This is a genomic window from Qipengyuania xiapuensis, assembly GCF_019711395.1.
Lineage (GTDB): Bacteria > Pseudomonadota > Alphaproteobacteria > Sphingomonadales > Sphingomonadaceae > Qipengyuania > Qipengyuania xiapuensis.
This window is the reverse complement of sequence record NZ_JAIGNL010000001.1, coordinates 694,484-713,176: the sequence shown is the minus strand read 5'-3', so window position 1 is coordinate 713,176 and position 18,693 is coordinate 694,484. Positions and strand designations below refer to the sequence as shown.

The window sequence follows — 18,693 nt, the reverse complement described above, 5'->3', positions numbered from 1 at the left end:
GTGCCCCTGATTGGCTGTCATGCCGGGTTCGTCAGTTTTCCGAACCGGCAGCCGTTTCTGCAGCGCTCTCTGCCACCACTTCGCCGAGGGCTGCTTCTGCATCCTCGATCGCTTCGGCGGCTTCGGCGACAGCCTCGGCCGCTTCCGCAAGGGCTTCGGCCTCGGCTTCCATCGCAGCGATGGCCTCGGCTTCCTTCACGTCGATCACGCGGTCGCGGTCGTAGGCGAGCACGCCTTCGACCGGCGGGTGGCGACCGATCAGGATGCCGAAGAAGTTGTTCATCTTGCCGGCGGCGCGCAGGTCGGCAGGAACAACATTGTAGTCGGCGAGGCTGGCGAAGGTCGGGTACTCGACCGGCTGCGGATCGCGGCCCATCGGTTCATAGCCGACGGTCGCCATTTGCATGTCCTCGTCGCTGGCCCAATCCTGTGCCATGAAAGTGCCGAGATCGGTGATCTCGCCGGCGCCAACTTCGAACTTCACCGAGCCCATGCAATAGCAGGTGCCCATGGTCTGCCCGTTGGGCATCAGGAAGATCGGACCGTAATAGGTGTAGGTGCCCGGCTCGACCTGGATCATGTAGGAATAGCTCTTCTCGCCATCCGTGTCCTTCGAGAACACGTACTGCGGGCCGAACGAAACCAGCATGCGACGCTCGATATCGCCGATGCTGAAGGTCTCGCGGGTCACTTCCTCCGGCTTTTCAGGGCGTGCGGTACGCTTGCGGCGCTGACGCTCCCAATATTCGAGCTGCTGCTCATAGCTCTTGAGCTTCTTGGCATAGCGCTCGGCAGCCTTCTCGTACTTCTCTTCCCACTCTTCGTTATATTCCGCGATGTCATCGGCATCGGGGGTTTTCACGAAAATGCCATTGCCTCGGGCGGGCAGCGTGAGAAGGATGTAGCCCTTGTCGGCTTCGATCGAGGCCTTGCCCTTGAGGAGGTTCTTTTCCTCGATGGCATCGTACTCGACTTCCTGCGCAGCGGCGGGAGCAGCGGCGGCCAGCGCGAGGCTGGCGGAAGCGGCGGCAATCAGTTTGTGGATGATGTTCATGGTGCCAGCCTTTCCTGCTCGGGCTGCGGGCCCGATGCGACGCGTGCCTGCATCAGCAGCTTGTTTTCGCGCTCGGTTTCCTCGGTCTTGCCGAGGCCTTCCTCGAAGTTGAATTCCTGCCACAGGTCCTTTTCGAGGCCGTAGCGGTCATAACCCTTGTAGAACATGCAGTTACGCATGTTCAGGCGACGCTGCTTGCGGCGCTCGCCCGAGCCGAAAATGGCGTCGGCCATGAGACCGCCGATGGCGCCACCGATGGCACCTGCGACGACGCCGTACTGCAGCATGTTCGACGCCATGTCGCCCGCAGTCGGGCCGGCATAGAAGCTGATGCCGCTGGCCAGCGCATCACATTCGGTGATGTCGTAGTAGGCAGTCGCGAAATCGGTTTCCGGACGGTGGAAGTAGAAATACTTCTCGAAATCGTCGACATTGGCTTCGGCCATGTCGAACTCCAGCGCGGGCATGGCCACGGCTTCGATCTGAGCTTCGGTAAATTCCCGCTGAGGCAGCGGTTCATCGACGTATTGCGCCTGCGCTGCCACGGAAAGCGGCAAGGCAAGCAGGGCTAGACGGGAAAACCCCATTAGCGACCCCCTGTTAAAGAATTGAACTTACGATCCGCGGATAGAACTAGCCGCAATCGTATAATGGTCAACTCAATAAAGGGGGCCTTCTACCGCTTTAGTTAGCCGTCGAGTTTCGACTTGAGGATCTGGTTGACGACCGCCGGGTTTGCCTTGCCCTGCATCGCCTTCATCGTCTGGCCGACGAAGAAGCCGAACAGCTTGTCCTTGCCGCCGCGATACTGCTCGACCTTGTCCTCGTTATTGGCGAGGATTTCATCGATCGCTGCCTCGATGGCACCGGTATCGCTGACCTGCTTGAGGCCCTTTTCATCGGCAATGGCTTCGGGATCGCCGCCGTCCTTGAGGACGAATTCGTAGATCTCCTTGGCCTGTCCGCCCGAGATTTCGCCCTTGTCCTGCATGGCGAGGATGCTGGCCTGCGCTTCGGCGGTGGCGTTCGCCATGTCCGCCTCGTCACCCAGCGACTTGGCGACACCCGGTGCGACCGAGAGCGCCCAGTTGGCTACCTGGGTCGCGACCTTTGCCTCGGGCTTGCCGATCTTGGCAGCGGTCGCCGCCAGCAGCGTTTCGAAGCGACCGAAAGTCTCGACTTCGGCGGTCAGTTCGCGGGCGTTGTAGGGCGTGAGGCCCAGCTCATTCTCGTAGCGCGCACGCTTGGCGTCGGGCAGCTCGGGCAGCGAGGCGCGGCAGTCCTCGATGAAGCTGTCTTCCAGTTCCAGCGGCAGAAGGTCGGGATCGGGGAAGTAGCGATAGTCATGCGCATCTTCCTTCGAGCGCATGGTCCGCGTGGTGCCCGTGTTCGGATCGAACAGGCGCGTTTCCTGATCGACCGTGCCGCCGTTCTCGATCACGTCGACCTGGCGGTTGGCTTCGTATTCGATGACCTGCATCACGAAGCGCACCGAGTTCACGTTCTTGGTCTCGGTACGCGTGCCGAATTCCTCGCCCGGGCGGCGAACCGACACGTTCACGTCGGCGCGCATCGAGCCCTCTTCCATGTTGCCGTCGCACGAACCGACATAACGCAGGATCGAACGCAGCTTGCGGACATAGGCGCCTGCCTCCGCAGGGCTGCGCATGTCGGGCTTGGAGACGATCTCCATCAGCGCGATGCCGACGCGGTTGAGGTCGACGTAGGACATGGTCGGGTGCTGGTCGTGCATCAGCTTGCCCGCGTCCTGCTCGACGTGGATGCGCTCGATACCGATGATCTTGTCTTCGGGAATGCCGGCCTTCTCGTCGGCCTCGATGTGAAGCTGCCCCTCACCCACGATGGGGTGGTAAAGCTGGCTGATCTGGTAGCCCTGCGGCAAGTCGGCGTAGAAGTAGTTCTTGCGGTCGAACCGGCTCCACTTGTTGATCTGCGCTTCGATCGCCATGCCGGTGCGCACCGCCTGGCGGATGCATTCACGGTTGGGGACCGGCAGCATCCCTGGCATCGCCGCATCGACGAGGCTGACCTGCGTATTCGGTTCTGCACCGAATGCGGTCGAAGCACCCGAGAATAGCTTGGCGTTGGAAGTCACCTGCGCATGGACTTCGAGGCCGATCACGACCTCCCATTCGCCGGTTGCACCCTGGATGCGATAAGTACTCATGTGCAATTCCTGATCTTGTCGAGCTCGGCGCCACGGCCGAGTTCACTGTCATATTCGACGATCGAGCCGTCGCCTTCGATTTTCTCAATCACCCGGTAGCGCAGCGCACCAACGCCGCGCGGCCGCCAGACGATATAGGCGCCATCCTCGAAACCGACTTTCGCATCCTCGCCGAGTTCCGTCGCGATACACTGGGCCAGTTCCTGCGGGGGTTTTTCGCTAGTATCACTGAAGGTGGCCTGCATCGGCACCGACCCGGGGATGCCACCGGTCGAGCAAGCGGAAAGCGATAGCAACGCGGCAATGCTCGCGAGCGAATGGACGCAATTTCTCATCATCGCCTGCCCTCCTCGCGGCGGATGTAGACCAGGTTCTCGCCCCTGATCAGCAGGTCGAAATTGCGCCTGCCCATTTCCGCCTGGAAATTCCTGCTCGTGCCCCTGCCGGGGAAGATGTGATCGTGTGGTTCGATATAGACCAGCGCGGCGCGGTCAAGCCAGCCGGTATTCGCGGCGAAAAGATCGTCTTCGAAACCCTCGATATCGACCTTCACCGCGAACAATTCGCCACCTTCGACCTTGGCGACGCAATCCTCGACGGTGACCACGCGGCAGCCGCTGTCGGCGCGCTTGGTGGTGACTGCATAGGCTTCCACCTCGCTGTCGACCGAGACGAAACCGGCCTCGCCGCCGATCGCCGCCTCGACGACCTCGATGCGTTCACAGCCCGCGCAGTTCTTTTGCGCCATGGCCACGTTGGCCGCATCGGGTTCGACGGCCACGATGCGCGCCTCGGGCCACTCACGGGCGAACCAGAGGGCCGCCGCGCCGATGTTGGCCCCGGCATCGACGATCACCGGCACCTTGCCGCGCGAACGAATGGCCGCTTCGAAGCGCTTGAGGCGGGCAAGCTGTTCGTCCTGCGGGATGACATATTGCTCGTCGCGCCAGACCTGGCGGACGACTTCAACGTCGCTCGTGCCCGGGCGTACCGAAATGCTCTCGCCCCTGCCGAGCGGAAGGCTTTTTCCGAAAACCGCCTTGGCAGTGAAGATCGGCCCGCCGCGAAGCAGGTCCTTGGCGGCGTCGAGGGCGCCGCCTTTCAAGCTCACCACCATTTCTCCGGCTGCGCTTCGAACCCGGCGCGCTGCTGGATCGCGAGACCGGCGTTGAGCACGCCCTGCTCGTCGAACGGCTTGCCCACGATCTGGAGGCCGAGCGGGAGCCCGTCCTCGTTGATCGTTGCCGGAACGCTCATCGCGGGAAGTCCTGCAAGCGATGCGGGAACGGCGAAGACGTCGTTCAGATACATCGTCAGCGGATCGTCGTTGAGCGAACCAAGCGGGAAGCTGGCGGTCGGCGTCGTGGGCGCGAGGATCACGTCGCACTGCTCGAACGCCTTCTCGAAGTCCTGCGCGACCAGCGTACGGATCTTCTGCGCCTGCGTGTAATAGGCATCGTAGAAACCGGCGCTGAGAACATAGGTCCCGATCAGCACGCGGCGCTTGACCTCGTCGCCAAAACCGGCAGCGCGGGTGGCGGCATACATGTCCTGCAGGCCTGCACCTTCGGGCAGGTCGCGCAGTCCGTAACGCACGCCGTCATAGCGCGCGAGGTTCGACGAGGCTTCTGCCGGAGCGATGATGTAATAGGCGGGAAGCGCGTATTTCGTGTGCGGCAGCGAGACGTCGACGATCTCCGCGCCAGCATCGCGCAGCATGGCCTTGCCCTGCTCCCAGCTGTCGAGGATCGCCTGGTCGGTGCCGTCCATCCGGTATTCCTTCGGGATACCGATCTTCTTGCCCTTCAGGTCTGCGGACAGCGCCGCTTCCCAGTTGGGCACATCCATCTGCAATGACGTCGCGTCCTTGGGATCGAACCCGGCCATAGCCTCGAGCATGATCGCACAGTCTTCGACCGAGCGCGCCATTGGGCCTGCCTGGTCAAGGCTGCTTGCAAAGGCGACGACGCCCCAGCGGCTGCAGCGGCCATAGGTCGGCTTGATGCCGCAAATGCCGGTAAAGGCAGCGGGCTGGCGGATCGAGCCGCCGGTATCGGTGCCGGTGGCTGCCGGCGCGATGCGCGCGGCAACGGCGGAAGACGAACCGCCCGACGAACCGCCCGGGCTCATCGCGGCATTGGTGCCGTCCTTCTTCCACGGCGAGGAGACATTGCCGAAATAGCTGGTCTCGTTCGACGAACCCATCGCGAACTGGTCGAGATTGAGCTTGCCGAGCATGCCCGCGCCCGCATCCCACAGGTTCTGCGAGACGGTGCTTTCATACTCGGGCTTGAAGCCTTCGAGGATGTGGCTGGCAGCGGTCGTCTGCACGCCCTTGGTGGCGAAGAGGTCCTTCATGCCGATGGGCACGCCGCCCATCTTGCCGAGATCCTCGCCTTTGGCGCGCTTCGCGTCCGTGGCGTCTGCCGCGGCGAGCGCATGGTCGGGCGTGGTGACGATGAAGGCGTTGAGTTCGGCAGCTGCGGCAACGGCGGCGTTGAAGCTTTCGGCCACTTCACGCGCGGTGAAATCGCCGCCGGCCACGCCGTCGCGGATCTGCTTGACGCCAAGCTGGGTGAAGTCGGTCATTATTCGATCACCTTGGGCACGCCGAAGAAGCCGTGTTCGGCAACCGGTGCATTGGCGAGGACATCTTCGCGGCGGCCACCCGAGGTTTCGGGGATCGCATCGACCACGTCGTCGCGCAGGCGCAGCGTGTTCGGGATGACCGCGGTCATCGGCTCGACGCCCGAGGTGTCGACCTCGCCGAGCTGTTCGACCCAGTCGAGGATGTTGTTGAGTTCGGGGACCATGCGATCCAGCTCCTCGTCGCCCATCTTGATGCGGGCGAGCGAGGCGATCTTGGCCACTTCTTCGCGTGTGACTGACATGGGCTGCGCACTAGCCGCGCGCGCCGCCCCCATCAAGCGCCTTCGAGCGCGAAAAAATCCTATTCAGGCAGAGATTCCGAAGGGGGCGGGCCGTTGCCGGCCGGACCTGCGCCCATCATCGACTGCAGAGCGGTCGCGCGGGCCTGGAAATCTTCCTTGCTCATGAAGTCGATCACTTCGACTTCAAACGTCAGCGCGGCGTTCGGCGGGATGGGCGAACCGGGAGGCGGTTCGGCGCCGTAGGCCATGTCGCCCGGGATGGTCAGCTCGTACTTGCCGCCCTTCTGCATCTGGCCAAGACCGTCGATGAAGCCGGGAATGATCGCACCCTCTTCCATCAGCAGCGGATTGCCTTCCGGGAAGATGCCCGGCGGAATGGGAAGCGGCTGCGAACGGTCGAATTCGCTGCCGTCGGCGAGCTTGCCGACATATTTCACGAACACGACATCGCCGATCTGCGGATTCGGACCGGTACCCTCGGTGATCGTGTCGACGCTCAGTCCCTTGGGAGCAGCGGCCCAGGCGAGGCCGGCACCCAGCAGGATGGCGACGAGGACGCCGAGCCAGAGCTTGGTCAGCGAGCCCTTCTTGATGGGCTGGAGCGGTACGCGGGTGATCTCGGTCATGTAACTCGTGTCCTGATACGCAAAGGGCGCGGATTTCTCCGCGCCCTCATGGCTTAGCTTAATGGTGCTGGCAACGGCTTACTTGATGCCGTCGCGCTCCATACGCTTACGCTCGAGCTTGCGAGCGCGGCGAACGGCGGCAGCCTTTTCGCGTGCGCGCTTCTCGCTCGGCTTCTCGTAGTGGCGGCGCAGCTTCATTTCGCGATACACGCCTTCACGCTGCAGCTTCTTCTTGAGCGCGCGGAGAGCCTGGTCGACGTTGTTATCGCGAACGATGATCTGCATAAATTAAAACACCTCAACTAAGCGGGCCAGAGCCCGCCATAGCGGGTTTTGCCTCCTAAAAACAGTTTCGCCAATAGAACGAAAAACGCGCCGAATCCGTTCCGGACCGGCTCGAACGGTGGCGCACATACGGATTCGAAGAGGAAAAGGCAAGAGCGCAGTAGGCGGCTTTCGCATTCGCCCGGCAGGCGCTAGAGGAGCGCCAATGTCCACCCTTCCTACACTTGCCGCAACCTTGCACGTCGCACTGGGCGGCGCGGCAGGCGCCGTGCTGCGATACCAGACCGGCCGCATGATGACCCATTGGCTCGGCCCGTCGATCGTCACGACCTTTCCTTTCGCAACGCTTGCGGTGAACGCGATCGGCAGCCTGCTGATGGGCATGCTGGCCGGTTGGCTTGCACGTCACGGCAACGAAAGCAGCGAGCAATTGCGCCTCCTGCTAGGCGTCGGCCTCTTGGGCGGCTTCACGACCTTCTCCGCTTTCAGCCTCGAGATGGTCCTGATGATCGAGCGCGGGCAGTACCTGTTCGCCTCGCTCTATGCGATCCTGTCGTTCGCGATGGGGATCAGCGGCCTGATGGTCGGACTTGCAGTGATGAGGATGGCGGGATGAAGACCTCCGACGAAGTTCGCACCTTCACGGTCGAGGCCGATGACGACGGCATCCGGCTCGATCGCTGGTTCAAGCGCCACCTGCCCCAGATCGGTTTCGGCACGGTCAGCAAATGGGCACGCACCGGCCAGATCCGCGTCGACGGCGGCCGCGCCAAGCCCGACGACCGGCTCGAGCAGGGCCAGCAGATCCGCGTTCCCCCGGGCGGCGATGCCCCGCACAAGAAGGCGAAGCCAAAGCGCGAACTGACCAATGCCGAACGCGAGCAGGCGGAAGAGATGCTCATCAACCGCACCAAGAGCGCGCTGGTGATCAACAAGCCGCCCGGGCTCGCGACACAGGGCGGCACCAACACGCACAACCACGTCGACGGGCTGCTCGACGCCTACATGGATGAAGACGAAGAACAGCGCCCCCGCCTCGTCCACCGGCTCGACAAGGACACCTCGGGCGTCCTCCTCGTCGCGCGCACACCTGGCAGCGCCGCCTTCTTCTCGAAGCGCTTCTCCGGCCGCAGTGCGAAAAAGATCTACTGGGCGCTCGTCGTCGGCGTGCCCGACATCAAGGAAGGCGTGATCGAGGCCCCGCTCGCCAAGCAGCCCGGTTCGGGCGGCGAGAAGATGCATGTCGACCACGAGGGCGGCCAGCCGGCCAAGACGAAGTACCGCGTCGTCGACACCGCGGGCAAGAAAGCCGCGTGGCTCGAACTCCAGCCGCTCACCGGCCGCACCCACCAGCTGCGCGTCCATTGCGCCGCGATGGGCCACCCGATCGTGGGTGACGGCAAATACGGCGGGAAGGATGCCTTCCTCACCGGTTCGGTCAGCCGCAAGATGCACCTGCACGCCCGCCGCCTGATCATCGACAGCCCCGATGGCGGCAAGCTCGACGTGACCGCCGAGCTGCCCGAACATTTCGCTGCGAGCATGGAGCAGATCGGCTTCGACGAGAATGCGAGCGATGCGACGCCGATGCGCGACGATCCTCCGCCCAAGTCGCGCGAGGAAAAGAAGCAGCAGGCGCGCCAGCACGCCAAGAACTATCGCAAGTCCCAGCGCGGCCCGCGCCGGGCGCGCGGCGGTGCAGGCGGCAAGCCCAAGGGACGTCCCGCCGGGCGCGGCAAGAAGAAGTGAGCCGCCTCGTCATCTTCGATTGCGATGGCACGCTGGTCGACGGACAGGCGGCGATTTGCGACACGATGGACGAGGCCTTCGCCGCGGCAGGACTAGCCCCGCCCGACCGTAACGAGGTGCGCCGCATGGTCGGGCTCAGCCTGCCCCATGCCCTTCGCATCCTTGCGCCCGATGCCAGCGAGGACGAGCACGCCGCCGCGCTCGAGGCGTACAAGGCAGGCTATCGCAGCAGGCGCGAGACAGGCATCCTCGAAGAACCTCTTTACGAAGGTATGAAGGCATTGATCGAACGGCTCGACGCCGCCGGCTGGCTGCTCGGCGTTGCCACGGGCAAGAGCGACCGCGGCCTGCACGCCTGCCTCGAGACGCATGGCATCAAGCACCGCTTCGTCACACTCCAGACCGCCGACCGCCATCCTTCCAAGCCACATCCCGCCATGCTCGAGGAAGCGCTTGCCGAGGCCGGTGTCGGCGCGGCGGATGCCGTGATGGTAGGCGACACCACATTCGATATCGACATGGCCATCGCCGCGCGCGTTCGCGCCATCGGCGTCGCCTGGGGCTATCACGAGCCCGGCGAGCTGCTCGCTGCCGGCGCGCAGGGCGTGGCCGAGACAATGGAACAACTCGAGGAGATGATCGGTGGCTGAGCCCGATCCCGCAGTGAGCCGCTTCTATATTATCCAGTTGCTGCGCCTTGGTGGCGCGATCCTGGTCGTCGCGGCCATCCTGATCCTGACAGACACGATCGATGCGCCCGACATCGTCGGATATGCGCTGCTAGCAGTCGGGCTCGCAGACTTCTTCCTGATGCCGACGTTTCTCGCCCGCAAGTGGAGCTCGCGCGAGAAATGAAGCGTTTCTACAAGGACGTCACCACCGCCAGGACCGACCTCGGCTGGACGGTGTCGCTCGACGGTCGCCCGCTAAAAACACAGGGCGGCGAGCCGCAGGTCGTGCCGAGCGAGACGCTAGCCAAGATGCTGGCCGCCGAATGGGACGGCCAGGGCGAGACAATCGACCCTGCTTCTTTCCGTTTTCGCGACATGACCGATTACGCGCTCGACGTTCTGTCGCGCGACAAGTCGGGCGTGGTCGAAAAGCTGCTCGGCTACGCGGAAACCGACACGCTTTGCTACCGCGCCGATCCCGAAGAAGCGCTCTACCGCCGCCAGCAGGAGGTGTGGGAGCCGATCGTCGCCGGCATGGAAGAGCGTGAAGGCGTGAAGCTCCACCGGATCAGCGGCATCGTCCATCGCCCGCAGACCGAAGAGACGCGCCGCAAGCTCGCCAAGCGGCTCGAGGCGCTCGACGCTTTCACCCTGACCGCACTCGAACAGACGACTTCGCTCGCCGCATCGCTGTGCATCGGTCTGGAAGCCCTCGAACCGGCGGCAGACGGCGAGGCCCTGTGGGACGCGGCCAATCTCGAAGAGGACTGGCAGGTCGAACTGTGGGGCCGAGACGAGGAAGCGGAAGAGCGCCGCACCAAGCGCAAGGGCGATTTCCTCGCCGCAATCGAGTTTGCACACGCTGTCCTGAAATAATTCAATACTTCAAAGACTTGGGTGGGTCCAGCGGTATCCCTGAAGTGCGTTAACCGCCTTGATTCGGCGCATGGTAGCTTTCTTGGCCCATGGTCCTCGCATCCGGCAGCGATGGTTTTCGAGGAGGTCCCATGGCGCACCGACAAGGCAATCTCACCCGCGCAATGTTCGCCGCGCCACTTGCGGCTTTTGCGGCGACCGGTTCGGTCCATGCAGGAGCGGCCGAGAAGCAGTATGTCTACTGCGTCGCCTCCGCTTCGGAGCCCGGCGGCAACGCCTATTTCAGCTCGATCTTCCGTGGCACCTGGGAACAGTCGGTCATGGACGAGGAGGCCTACTTCAACCACGTCTCCGGCCGCGTCGATGACGGGGTCGGACGCAGCACGACCTATTGCTACGTGCTCGACACTTTCGACGAGGCGACGCTCGACAAGGACAGCGGCATGTCGATGGTCCGCAAGCAGGGCTGGGAGCCGGTGGAGATGACCTGGCGCCCGTAGGCGTCAGCTGACCCAGTCTGCGACCTGTCCCGCGACATCGTTGGCGGCGCTATTGAGTGCGGGGCCAACACTGCGGACATCGGCAGCTACACCTGGCACCGTGGCTTCGAAGCGGCGCGTCTCGACGGCGCTTCCCTCGCCCGGGCGAACGGCATCGAAGACCACCACGACACTGCCCGTACGGGCATCATAGCCGAACTGGCGCAGCGTGCCTGTCAGGCGGTTGCTTGCGAGCGCGCCGGGATCGTCACCATCGACCACCACGCGGTTCGAGCGGGTGCGGATCGTTTCCGCAATCAGGCGGCGGAACAGGCGGGCAGGCTTTTCGACCCATACCGCTTCCTTGAGATAGGCGATCTCGGTGTCGGAAACCTGCACCGGCACGCGTGTCACGTCGATCGCGGCAGGTGCCTGGAATTCGACCAGCGCGATGGCGGAGCCCGATGCGCTCGATCCGCCGGTTCCGGCAGGTGCGGTCGCGCTCGGCGTCAGCGTCAGGAGGCTGTCGGGCGGCTCGCTGCCGAAGGACAGGCAGCCCGCCAGAAGGAGCGCGGGCGCAAGCACGGCGAGTTTGCGATGGTCGATCATTCTTGCGTTCCCCATGCTCAGTCCTCGTACTCGGGCAGCGGCTGGCTGCTCAGCAGTGCGCCAGCGCCCTGCTCGTCGAGCTTTTCGGTAACATCGCGCAGTGCCTTGCTGGTCGCACGCAGGTCGCGAAGGGTGGCTTCGGCGGCGGGCAGCGTGCTTTCCGCGAGCTGCTTGGTCGCAGGACGCGCTTCGGCGAGCACGCCTTCAAGTTCTTCCGACGCATCGCCGGCCTGCTTCAGCGTCACGCGCAGTTGCTCGGCAAGCTGTGCGCCTTCCTGGTTGAGCAGGCGGTCGGTCGAGGCGGTGACCTTCTCGAACTGGTCGAGCGCTTCGGACGCTTCGCGCAGGGTCACCTGCAATTCGGCCATCGTCCGCTCGAACTGCGGTGCAGTCTGCGCAAGGTCGGCGGTCATCTGGTTCGTATTGGCAAGGATGCCCGCGATCTCGCCCTGGTTCTCGTCACCCAGCAGCTGGGTCAGGCGCTCCGTCAGCGTGGCCAGCCGCTCGAGCAGGAGCGGCGCGTTAGACAGCAGCTCGCCAAGTCCGCCGGGCTTGGGCGGGATAATCGGCACGCCTTCGGTGCAGGCCGTGGTCTCGCAGGAAATGGCAGGCGCTCCGCTGCGCGCACCATCGAGCAGGATGGTCGAGACGCCGGTGAAGCTGCCCTGGATCGTTGCGGTCGTACCTACGAGGATCGGCACCTCGTCCTTCACGCTGATGCGCACGCGGACGAATTCGGGATCCTTGTCCCACAGCACGATCTGGCTGACCTGGCCTACGGGAACGCCGGCAAAGCTCACCTGGCTGCCATTGGCGAGGCCCGACACGCTCTCCTTGAAGAAGATGTCGTATTCCTTCTGGGCGCCTTCGCCCCAGCGCGCGATCCAGACGATGAACAGCGCCAGCGCCGCCAGCACTGCGAGCGTAACCGCCCCCACCCAAACGTAATTTGCCCGCGTTTCCATTCGCTAAGCCTTATCCTTGCCCGCAGGCGGTTTGTCCAACGCTTTGACCGCATGGGCCGCGACGGGCAGCTCCATGTGCTGGCGCAATTCGTCGAGCGCCTGCGCGGTGAGCGCCGCCCGGCCGCGCGGACCGTTGAAATATTCCTGTATCCAGGGGTGATCGAGTTCCATCAGGTTCGGGACGGTGTCGACCGCGATGATCTTCCTGTCGGCGATTACCGCCACCCGGTCGCAGATCTCGTGCAGCGTATCGAGGTCGTGAGTGATCAGGAACACGGTGAGGCCGAGCGTCTCTTTTAGCTCGCGCGTCAGCCGGTCGAACGCTGCCGCACCGATCGGATCGAGGCCCGCGGTCGGCTCGTCGAGGAACAGGAGTTCGGGATCGAGCGCCAACGCGCGGGCGAGGCCAGCGCGCTTCTTCATGCCGCCCGAAAGCTCGCTCGGATATTTGCGCACCGCCTCTTCGGGAAGGCCGGACAGCAGCACCTTGTAGCGCGCGATTTCCTTGCGCAGCGTATCGTGAATGTCCGGGTAGAACTGCTTCAGCGGCACTTCGACATTCTCGCCCACGGTAAGCGTCGAGAACAGTGCGCCGCCTTGGAAGAGCACGCCCCAACGGTCGCGCACGCCGATTTCCTCGTCGGGATCGGCCTGGATGATCGACTTGTCGAACACCCTTACATCGCCCTCGTTGGGTGTCTGCAGGCCGATGATCGAGCGCATAAGGACCGACTTGCCGCTGCCCGAACCGCCGACAACGCCGAGAATCTCCCCGCGCCTGACCTTGAGGTCGAGGTTTTCGTGCACGGTGATGGGGCCGAAGCGGTTGGTCAGCCCCTCCACAACGATCGGGTATTCGCCCTTGTAGCGCTCGTGCTTGTGGGTTTGCTTTGCCGCGTTCATCAGCCCCACCCCAGCTCGGTAAAGAAGACGGCGAAGAAGGCGTCGAGCACGATCACGGCGAAGATCGCCGAGACGACCGACATGGTCGTGCGAATGCCGACCTCTTCCGAATTACCGCGCACCTGCAGCCCGTGATAGCAACCGGCAAGGCCGATGATCAGCCCGAAGACAGGCGCCTTGATGAGGCCGACCCACAGGTCGTAGGTCGGCACGACTTCCTGGATACGCGAGAGGAAAGTCCAGAAAGGGATTCCGAGGATAAGGTCGCCGATTACCGCGCCGCCGATGATCGCCATGCACGAGGCGTAGAAGCCGAGCAGCGGCATCATCAGCACCGCGGCCATGATCCGCGGGATGACCAGCGCTTCCATCGGCGCAATCCCGATCGTGCGCATCGCGTCGACTTCCTCGGTCAGTTTCATCGTGCCGAGCTGGGCGGCGAATGCGCTGCCCGAACGGCCGGCGACCATGATCGCGGTCATCAGCACGCCGAGTTCGCGAAGGGTAATGCGCCCGACGAGGTTGATCGTCAGCGTCTCTGCGCCGAACTGCGCGAGTTGCACCGCACCCTGCTGGGCGATGACGATGCCGATGAGGAAGCTCATCAGGCCGATGATCGGCAATGCGGACACGCCGACCAGTTCGGCCTGCCTGACGAGGGCGACCATGCGGAAACGGCGCGGGTTGCGGATCAGCGACCACGCGGCGATCAGCAGTGCGCCAAGGAAGCTCAGGACACCATAAGTGCCCGTCCGCAGCTGGAAGACCTTCTCACCCAAAGCTTCGGGCACTCGGCTCCAGACGGGCAGGCGCGGGGCGGAGAGCTCGTCCTCGGCTTCGATATCCTCGAGCGCGCCGAGCAGCCGCTGTGCGCGATCGCCCGCCCCGGAAACCTCGGCACCGAGGCGCGAGGCGACTTCGCGGGCCAGCCATGCGCCGACAGTATCGATCTCGGAAACGCCAGAAATATCGACGCTGACGATATCGCCCTCGATAACGCGCAGGTCCTGGTCAATCGGACCGATCGTCGACACGAGATAGGGCCCGGTGAGCTTCAGCACCGATCCCCCATCGCCCTCTTGCAGTTCGTATTGCGCCAAGCCTGTCATGCGGCTCGCGGTATGCGTGGAAACGCCTCGCTTAACAAGCGCGTATCATTTCCGGTCCCCTACGGCGTTGCGTTGCACAATTCAGGCTGGCAAAGGCGCATGCCATGAGCACCGAGCTATCCAAGACCTTCGATCCCGCCGATATCGAGCAGCGCTGGTACGCGCATTGGGAAGAAAACGGCCTGTTCCGCCCCGAGCGGCCGGACGCCGAGCCCTTCACCATCGTGAACCCGCCGCCCAACGTCACGGGTTCGCTCCACATCGGCCACGCGCTCGACAACACGCTGCAGGACGTGGTGATCCGCTATGAGCGCCTGCGCGGCAAGGATGCGCTGTGGGTGGTCGGCACCGACCACGCCGGTATCGCGACGCAGATGGTGGTCGAACGCCAGATGGAGGCGCGCCAGGACAAGCGCACGAATTACTCGCGCGAGGATTTCGTGGGCAAGGTCTGGGAGTGGAAAGAGGAAAGCGGCGGCACGATCACGCGCCAGCTGCGCCGCCTCGGCTGTTCGATGGACTGGAGCCGCGAACAGTTCACTATGGACGAGCATTTCTCGAATGCCGTGCTCAAGACCTTCGTCGATCTCTATAACGACGGCCTGATCTACCGCGACAAGCGGCTGGTGAACTGGGACCCGAAACTGAAGACCGCGATCTCGGACCTCGAGGTCGAGACGACCGATGTGAAGGGCTCTTTCTGGCACTTCAAATACCCGCTCGAGGATGGCGTCACGACATCGGAGGGCAAGGATCACCTCGTCGTCGCAACGACGCGGCCCGAAACCATGCTCGCCGATATGGCAGTGGCGGTCCATCCCGATGACGAGCGGTTCAAGTCGGTCGTCGGCAAGCACATCGTGCTGCCGATCACAGGACGCCGCGTTCCTATCGTGGCCGACGAGCACGCCGATCCCGAACTCGGCTCGGGCTGCGTGAAGATCACGCCGGGTCACGACTTCAACGACTTCGACGTGGGCAAGCGCGCAGGCTTCAAGCCGGCCGAAATGCTCAACATGCTCGATGGCGAGGCGAACGTCTGCCAGACCGCCGACGGGCTGGTGCCCGAGGAGTTCATCGGCCTTCATCGTTTCAAGCGCGACGGGGTGGACGGTGCGCGCGAACTGGTCGTCCAGCGCCTCAAGGAGCAGGGCTACCTCATCCCGCACATCGCCAAGACCAAGAAGGGCGAGGAACAGGAACTCGACGCGGAACCGCGCACCATCGCGACGCCCTTCGGCGACCGCGGCGGCGTGGTGATCGAGCCCTGGCTGACCGACCAGTGGTATGTCGATGCCGAAAAGCTCGCCAAGGCGCCCATCGAGGCAGTGAAGGACGGCACGATCGAGATCGTCCCGAAGTCTTGGGAGAAGACCTTCTTCAACTGGATGGAGAACATCCAGCCCTGGTGCGTCAGCCGCCAGCTCTGGTGGGGTCACCGCATCCCCGCGTGGTACGATGCCGAGGGCAAGGCCTATGTGGCCATGACCGAGGAAGAGGCGCAGGCGCAGGCCGGTGAAGGCGTGGCCCTCACCCGCGACGAGGACGTGCTCGACACGTGGTTCTCTTCCGCGCTCTGGCCCTTCGCCACGCTCGGCTGGCCGGACAAGACAGACCTGCTCGACAAGCACTATCCCAACGACCTGCTGATCTCGGGCTTCGACATCCTGTTTTTCTGGGATGCGCGCATGATGATGCAGGGCATGCACCTGACCGGGAAAGCGCCGTGGCCGCGGCTCTATCTCCACGGTCTCGTGCGCGCTGCCGACGGGGCGAAGATGTCGAAGTCGAAGGGCAATGTCGTCGATCCGCTGGGCCTTATTGACCAGTACGGCGCCGATGCATTGCGCTTCTTCATGTCCGCCATGGAAAGCCAGGGCCGCGACATCAAGATGGATGAGAAGCGCGTCGAGGGCTATCGCAACTTCGCGACAAAACTCTGGAATGCCACGCGTTTCTGCCAGTCGAACGGCATCGGCGCGAGCACCAGCATCGTGGCGCCCACTGCAACGCAGGCAGTCAACAAGTGGATCATCGGCGAAGTCGTCGAGACCAAGAATGCGCTCGAACAGGCGATGGCCGACCTGCGCTTCGATGCCGCCGCGAACACGATTTACCACTTCGTGTGGGACCGTTTCTGCGACTGGTACATCGAGCTCATCAAGGGCAATTTCGACGAGGAAACGAAGGCGGTCGCCGGCTGGGCGCTCGACCAGATCCTCGTCATGCTCCACCCTTTCATGCCCTTCATCACCGAAGAGCTGTGGTCGAAGCAGGGTGACCGTCCGGACTACCCGCTGATCACCGCCAAGTGGCCCGATCCGCAGGCAGAGGTCGACGCCGAAGCGAAGGCCGAGATCGACTGGCTGATCGCGCTCACCAGCGCGGTGCGTACGGCCAAGAACGAGCTCGGCATTGCTCCGGGTGCGAAACTTGAGGCCTTCTGCCCTTCGCCGTCTTCGCTGGGCCGCAAGGTCGTCGAGGAGAACGCGGCAGCTATCGAACGGCTCGCGCGCCTGACACCGGTGAACTTCGCCGAAGCACCCGGCGGCGCTGCCATGCAAATTGCCGCGGGCGACGATGCCTTCATCGTCCCGCTCGAAGGCGTGATCGACATCGAAGCCGAGAAGGCGCGCCTCACCAAGGCGATGGAAGCGTCGACCAAGGAAGCCAAATCGCTCGAGGGTCGCCTGAACAACGCCAACTTCGTCGAACGCGCCAAGCCCGAGGCTGTCGAGAAGGCCCGCGCCGACTACACGCATCACACGGCAGAGATCGAACGCTTGAAGGCCGCGCTCACGCGCCTAGGTTAGGCGCATGAAGCTCGATCACATTGTGGTGCTGGTTCGTTCGCTCGAGGCGAGCCTGCCCTGGTACGCGGCCTTGCTGGACCTTATCGGGTTCACCAAGTCGCGTGACCACGTGTGGACGAGCGATGACGGTCTGAGCATTGACCTGAAACAGGCCAAGGCGAGCACTTCGGATTACGAACGCTATGCCCCCGGCCTCAATCACCTCGGCTTCACCGCGCCCGACATGGCGGCACTCGACGCGGTGCGCGATGGCATGGCCGCAGCCGGCTTCGAAGTGCCGGAAAAGCAGGCCTTCGCCGGCGAGACCGCGACATTCTTCCGCGATCCGGAAGGAATGCGCGTCGAAGTGACGGTGTACAGCTGACATGGCTCTCGTCCTCGCCACCGATGACGACGGCGGGCCGGAGATCTTCGCCTCCGTACAGGGCGAAGGGCCGAGCGCCGGCATGCCGGTGGCCTTCATGCGGCTGTCGCGCTGCAACCTCGCCTGCGAGTGGTGCGACACGGCCTACACCTGGCATTTCGAGGGCGACAATCGCCCGCACCGCGATGGCGTGACGTTCGAGCGCAAGGCCAACCAGATCACGCTGGACGAGGAAGAGGTCGCCGCGCGGATTACGGCGCTGGGGCAGAACCGCCTCGTCATCACCGGCGGCGAGCCGCTGCTGCAGGCGCCTGCGCTCGCCAAGCTGCTCGACCTGCTTCCCGATATTGCGGTCGAGATCGAGACCAACGGGACGACCAAGGCACCCGCCGCGCTCGACATCCGGATCGACCAGTTCAACGTCAGCCCGAAACTGTCGCACAGCGGCAATCCGGCCGACCTCGCGCTGATCCCCGAACGGCTCGATGCCTATGCCACCGACCCGCGGGCATGGTTCAAGTTCGTGATTGCCGAACCCTCGGATGTCGACGAGGTCATGGAGCTGCACGAACGCTATCGTTTCAAGCCCGGGCACGTCTTCCTGATGCCCGAAGGCACCGACAGCGAGACTTTGCGGACACGCGAGAAATGGCTCGCCGACCTCTGCGTGAAACACGGTTTCCGTATGAGCGACCGGCTGCATATCCACCTGTTCGGCGATACGCGCGGCACCTGAAGCCTGCGGCTACGCACTCAGCTCCATTTGATAATCTTGTAGGTGGCCTTGGTCGAGCCGTGGCCGGTCGGACTGCCGTTGTTCACTTGAGAGCAGCCCACGCGGCTTTCGCGGCCACCGGCGAGCACCTTGAAGCGCTCCCGCTTGATCGCCTTGCCTTTGTAGTCGCGATAGGAAATCCGGTAGGTGACGCGGATCCGACGGTCGGTGTTGTTCTTCAGGTACACGTTCTGGCCGGGCTTGCCCTTCGTGCATTCTCCGCGCTGGACAAAGCTCGGGCCGCCTTCGCCGCTGTCGGCAAGGGAAATGCCCGAAGCGCCAAGAAAGGCAGCGGCTCCGAACAGGTAAAGTGCTGGTCGAATGTGCATGGCCGAC

The 18,693-nt window shown here is 63.8% G+C and carries 23 protein-coding genes; 9 read left to right on the top strand and 14 right to left on the bottom strand.

The features are described from left to right. Positions 1–31: 31 nt before the first annotated feature. The 9 genes from K3163_RS03565 to rpsU all read right to left on the bottom strand — a co-directional run bounded on the left by K3163_RS03565 (position 32) and on the right by rpsU (position 7,044). On the bottom strand, positions 32–1,054 hold the full coding sequence (locus K3163_RS03565; protein WP_221429175.1) for a hypothetical protein: 1,023 nt from the start codon (positions 1,052–1,054) through the stop codon (positions 32–34). After that, positions 1,051–1,641 carry a hypothetical protein gene (locus K3163_RS03560; protein ID WP_221429176.1) on the bottom strand — a complete coding sequence of 197 codons (591 nt, stop codon included), beginning with the start codon at positions 1,639–1,641 and terminating at the stop codon, positions 1,051–1,053. Before K3163_RS03560 ends, K3163_RS03565 begins: the two co-directional genes overlap by 4 nt. A gap of 101 nt (positions 1,642–1,742) precedes the next feature. Then, a complete protein-coding gene (gene gatB / locus K3163_RS03555; protein WP_221552384.1) occupies positions 1,743–3,242 on the bottom strand; it encodes an Asp-tRNA(Asn)/Glu-tRNA(Gln) amidotransferase subunit GatB in 1,500 nt (499 codons plus the stop codon). Next, the gene (locus K3163_RS03550; protein WP_221552383.1) at positions 3,239–3,580 is read right to left on the bottom strand and encodes a hypothetical protein; all 342 of its coding nucleotides are present in this window, start codon (positions 3,578–3,580) and stop codon (positions 3,239–3,241) included. Before K3163_RS03550 ends, gatB begins: the two co-directional genes overlap by 4 nt. Then, on the bottom strand, positions 3,577–4,353 hold the full coding sequence (locus tag K3163_RS03545) for an FkbM family methyltransferase (RefSeq protein WP_221552381.1): 777 nt from the start codon (positions 4,351–4,353) through the stop codon (positions 3,577–3,579). Before K3163_RS03545 ends, K3163_RS03550 begins: the two co-directional genes overlap by 4 nt. Continuing rightward, positions 4,350–5,831, bottom strand: coding sequence for an Asp-tRNA(Asn)/Glu-tRNA(Gln) amidotransferase subunit GatA (gene gatA / locus K3163_RS03540; protein WP_221552379.1), 1,482 nt, complete (start codon positions 5,829–5,831; stop codon positions 4,350–4,352). The genes K3163_RS03545 and gatA overlap by 4 nt, the downstream gene beginning before the upstream one ends. Then, the gene (gene gatC / locus K3163_RS03535) at positions 5,831–6,133 is read right to left on the bottom strand and encodes an Asp-tRNA(Asn)/Glu-tRNA(Gln) amidotransferase subunit GatC (protein ID WP_006834589.1); all 303 of its coding nucleotides are present in this window, start codon (positions 6,131–6,133) and stop codon (positions 5,831–5,833) included. Before gatC ends, gatA begins: the two co-directional genes overlap by 1 nt. Positions 6,134–6,192: 59 nt before the next feature. Beyond that, on the bottom strand, positions 6,193–6,759 hold the full coding sequence (locus K3163_RS03530; RefSeq protein WP_221429180.1) for an FKBP-type peptidyl-prolyl cis-trans isomerase: 567 nt from the start codon (positions 6,757–6,759) through the stop codon (positions 6,193–6,195). Between the two features lie 78 nt (positions 6,760–6,837). Further along, entirely contained in the window at positions 6,838–7,044 is a 207-nt protein-coding gene (gene rpsU, locus K3163_RS03525) for a 30S ribosomal protein S21 (RefSeq protein WP_034952298.1), read from the bottom strand. 205 nt (positions 7,045–7,249) lie between these two features. Between rpsU and crcB the strand changes: the two genes are divergently transcribed. From crcB to K3163_RS03495, 6 genes are all read left to right on the top strand, one after another. Next, positions 7,250–7,660, top strand: a complete 411-nt coding sequence (gene crcB, locus K3163_RS03520) for a fluoride efflux transporter CrcB (protein ID WP_221552377.1) — start codon at positions 7,250–7,252, stop codon at positions 7,658–7,660. After that, positions 7,657–8,793, top strand: a complete 1,137-nt coding sequence (locus K3163_RS03515) for an RluA family pseudouridine synthase (protein ID WP_221552375.1) — start codon at positions 7,657–7,659, stop codon at positions 8,791–8,793. Before crcB ends, K3163_RS03515 begins: the two co-directional genes overlap by 4 nt. Continuing rightward, positions 8,790–9,443, top strand: coding sequence for an HAD-IA family hydrolase (locus K3163_RS03510; protein WP_221552373.1), 654 nt, complete (start codon positions 8,790–8,792; stop codon positions 9,441–9,443). Before K3163_RS03515 ends, K3163_RS03510 begins: the two co-directional genes overlap by 4 nt. Continuing rightward, on the top strand, positions 9,436–9,648 hold the full coding sequence (locus K3163_RS03505; protein WP_221429184.1) for a hypothetical protein: 213 nt from the start codon (positions 9,436–9,438) through the stop codon (positions 9,646–9,648). Before K3163_RS03510 ends, K3163_RS03505 begins: the two co-directional genes overlap by 8 nt. Next, complete coding sequence (locus tag K3163_RS03500) at positions 9,645–10,340, top strand: ATP12 family chaperone protein (RefSeq protein ID WP_221552371.1); 696 nt, start codon at positions 9,645–9,647, stop codon at positions 10,338–10,340. The genes K3163_RS03505 and K3163_RS03500 overlap by 4 nt, the downstream gene beginning before the upstream one ends. A gap of 131 nt (positions 10,341–10,471) precedes the next feature. Then, entirely contained in the window at positions 10,472–10,840 is a 369-nt protein-coding gene (locus K3163_RS03495) for a hypothetical protein (protein ID WP_221552362.1), read from the top strand. Between the two features lie 3 nt (positions 10,841–10,843). Here K3163_RS03495 and K3163_RS03490 read toward each other — a convergent pair whose 3' ends face one another. Genes K3163_RS03490 through K3163_RS03475 form a run of 4 tightly spaced genes read right to left on the bottom strand, consistent with a single transcriptional unit; the run spans position 10,844 to position 14,405 of the window. Beyond that, on the bottom strand, positions 10,844–11,428 hold the full coding sequence (locus K3163_RS03490; RefSeq protein ID WP_221552360.1) for an ABC-type transport auxiliary lipoprotein family protein: 585 nt from the start codon (positions 11,426–11,428) through the stop codon (positions 10,844–10,846). Positions 11,429–11,445: 17 nt separating this feature from the next. Then, a complete protein-coding gene (locus tag K3163_RS03485; protein WP_221429188.1) occupies positions 11,446–12,393 on the bottom strand; it encodes an MlaD family protein in 948 nt (315 codons plus the stop codon). Between the two features lie 3 nt (positions 12,394–12,396). Continuing rightward, entirely contained in the window at positions 12,397–13,296 is a 900-nt protein-coding gene (locus tag K3163_RS03480) for an ABC transporter ATP-binding protein (protein ID WP_221429189.1), read from the bottom strand. Next, positions 13,296–14,405 carry an MlaE family ABC transporter permease gene (locus K3163_RS03475; RefSeq protein ID WP_221429190.1) on the bottom strand — a complete coding sequence of 370 codons (1,110 nt, stop codon included), beginning with the start codon at positions 14,403–14,405 and terminating at the stop codon, positions 13,296–13,298. The genes K3163_RS03480 and K3163_RS03475 overlap by 1 nt, the downstream gene beginning before the upstream one ends. A gap of 104 nt (positions 14,406–14,509) precedes the next feature. Here K3163_RS03475 and K3163_RS03470 point away from each other — a divergent pair, with 104 nt between their 5' ends. The 3 genes from K3163_RS03470 to K3163_RS03460 are packed head-to-tail and all read left to right on the top strand — an operon-like array spanning position 14,510 to position 18,318. Then, positions 14,510–17,218 (top strand): valine--tRNA ligase, encoded by a 2,709-nt coding sequence (locus K3163_RS03470; protein ID WP_221552350.1) that lies wholly within the window; start codon positions 14,510–14,512, stop codon positions 17,216–17,218. A gap of 4 nt (positions 17,219–17,222) precedes the next feature. Continuing rightward, entirely contained in the window at positions 17,223–17,582 is a 360-nt protein-coding gene (locus tag K3163_RS03465; protein ID WP_221552342.1) for a VOC family protein, read from the top strand. A 1-nt stretch (position 17,583) separates the two neighbouring features. Then, positions 17,584–18,318 (top strand): 7-carboxy-7-deazaguanine synthase QueE, encoded by a 735-nt coding sequence (locus K3163_RS03460; protein WP_221552340.1) that lies wholly within the window; start codon positions 17,584–17,586, stop codon positions 18,316–18,318. Positions 18,319–18,335: 17 nt separating this feature from the next. Here the strand turns inward: K3163_RS03460 and K3163_RS03455 are convergent, their stop codons facing one another. After that, positions 18,336–18,686: a hypothetical protein gene (locus tag K3163_RS03455; protein WP_221552338.1), complete on the bottom strand. Its 351-nt coding sequence runs from the start codon at positions 18,684–18,686 to the stop codon at positions 18,336–18,338. Positions 18,687–18,693 lie beyond the last annotated feature (7 nt).

Bases quoted from the DNA above. Each gene is read 5' to 3' on its own strand.
- K3163_RS03565 (WP_221429175.1), bottom strand. From the start codon at position 1,054: ATGAACATCATCCACAAACTGATTGCCGCCGCTTCCGCCAGCCTCGCG.
- K3163_RS03560 (WP_221429176.1), bottom strand. From the start codon at position 1,641: ATGGGGTTTTCCCGTCTAGCCCTGCTTGCCTTGCCGCTTTCCGTGGCA.
- gatB (WP_221552384.1), bottom strand. From the start codon at position 3,242: ATGAGTACTTATCGCATCCAGGGTGCAACCGGCGAATGGGAGGTCGTG.
- K3163_RS03550 (WP_221552383.1), bottom strand. From the start codon at position 3,580: ATGATGAGAAATTGCGTCCATTCGCTCGCGAGCATTGCCGCGTTGCTA.
- gatA (WP_221552379.1), bottom strand. From the start codon at position 5,831: ATGACCGACTTCACCCAGCTTGGCGTCAAGCAGATCCGCGACGGCGTG.
- gatC (WP_006834589.1), bottom strand. From the start codon at position 6,133: ATGTCAGTCACACGCGAAGAAGTGGCCAAGATCGCCTCGCTCGCCCGC.
- K3163_RS03530 (WP_221429180.1), bottom strand. From the start codon at position 6,759: ATGACCGAGATCACCCGCGTACCGCTCCAGCCCATCAAGAAGGGCTCG.
- rpsU (WP_034952298.1), bottom strand. From the start codon at position 7,044: ATGCAGATCATCGTTCGCGATAACAACGTCGACCAGGCTCTCCGCGCG.
- crcB (WP_221552377.1), top strand. From the start codon at position 7,250: ATGTCCACCCTTCCTACACTTGCCGCAACCTTGCACGTCGCACTGGGC.
- K3163_RS03515 (WP_221552375.1), top strand. From the start codon at position 7,657: ATGAAGACCTCCGACGAAGTTCGCACCTTCACGGTCGAGGCCGATGAC.
- K3163_RS03500 (WP_221552371.1), top strand. From the start codon at position 9,645: ATGAAGCGTTTCTACAAGGACGTCACCACCGCCAGGACCGACCTCGGC.
- K3163_RS03495 (WP_221552362.1), top strand. From the start codon at position 10,472: ATGGCGCACCGACAAGGCAATCTCACCCGCGCAATGTTCGCCGCGCCA.
- K3163_RS03490 (WP_221552360.1), bottom strand. From the start codon at position 11,428: ATGATCGACCATCGCAAACTCGCCGTGCTTGCGCCCGCGCTCCTTCTG.
- K3163_RS03485 (WP_221429188.1), bottom strand. From the start codon at position 12,393: ATGGAAACGCGGGCAAATTACGTTTGGGTGGGGGCGGTTACGCTCGCA.
- K3163_RS03480 (WP_221429189.1), bottom strand. From the start codon at position 13,296: ATGAACGCGGCAAAGCAAACCCACAAGCACGAGCGCTACAAGGGCGAA.
- K3163_RS03475 (WP_221429190.1), bottom strand. From the start codon at position 14,405: ATGACAGGCTTGGCGCAATACGAACTGCAAGAGGGCGATGGGGGATCG.
- K3163_RS03470 (WP_221552350.1), top strand. From the start codon at position 14,510: ATGAGCACCGAGCTATCCAAGACCTTCGATCCCGCCGATATCGAGCAG.
- K3163_RS03465 (WP_221552342.1), top strand. From the start codon at position 17,223: ATGAAGCTCGATCACATTGTGGTGCTGGTTCGTTCGCTCGAGGCGAGC.
- K3163_RS03460 (WP_221552340.1), top strand. From the start codon at position 17,584: ATGGCTCTCGTCCTCGCCACCGATGACGACGGCGGGCCGGAGATCTTC.
- K3163_RS03455 (WP_221552338.1), bottom strand. From the start codon at position 18,686: ATGCACATTCGACCAGCACTTTACCTGTTCGGAGCCGCTGCCTTTCTT.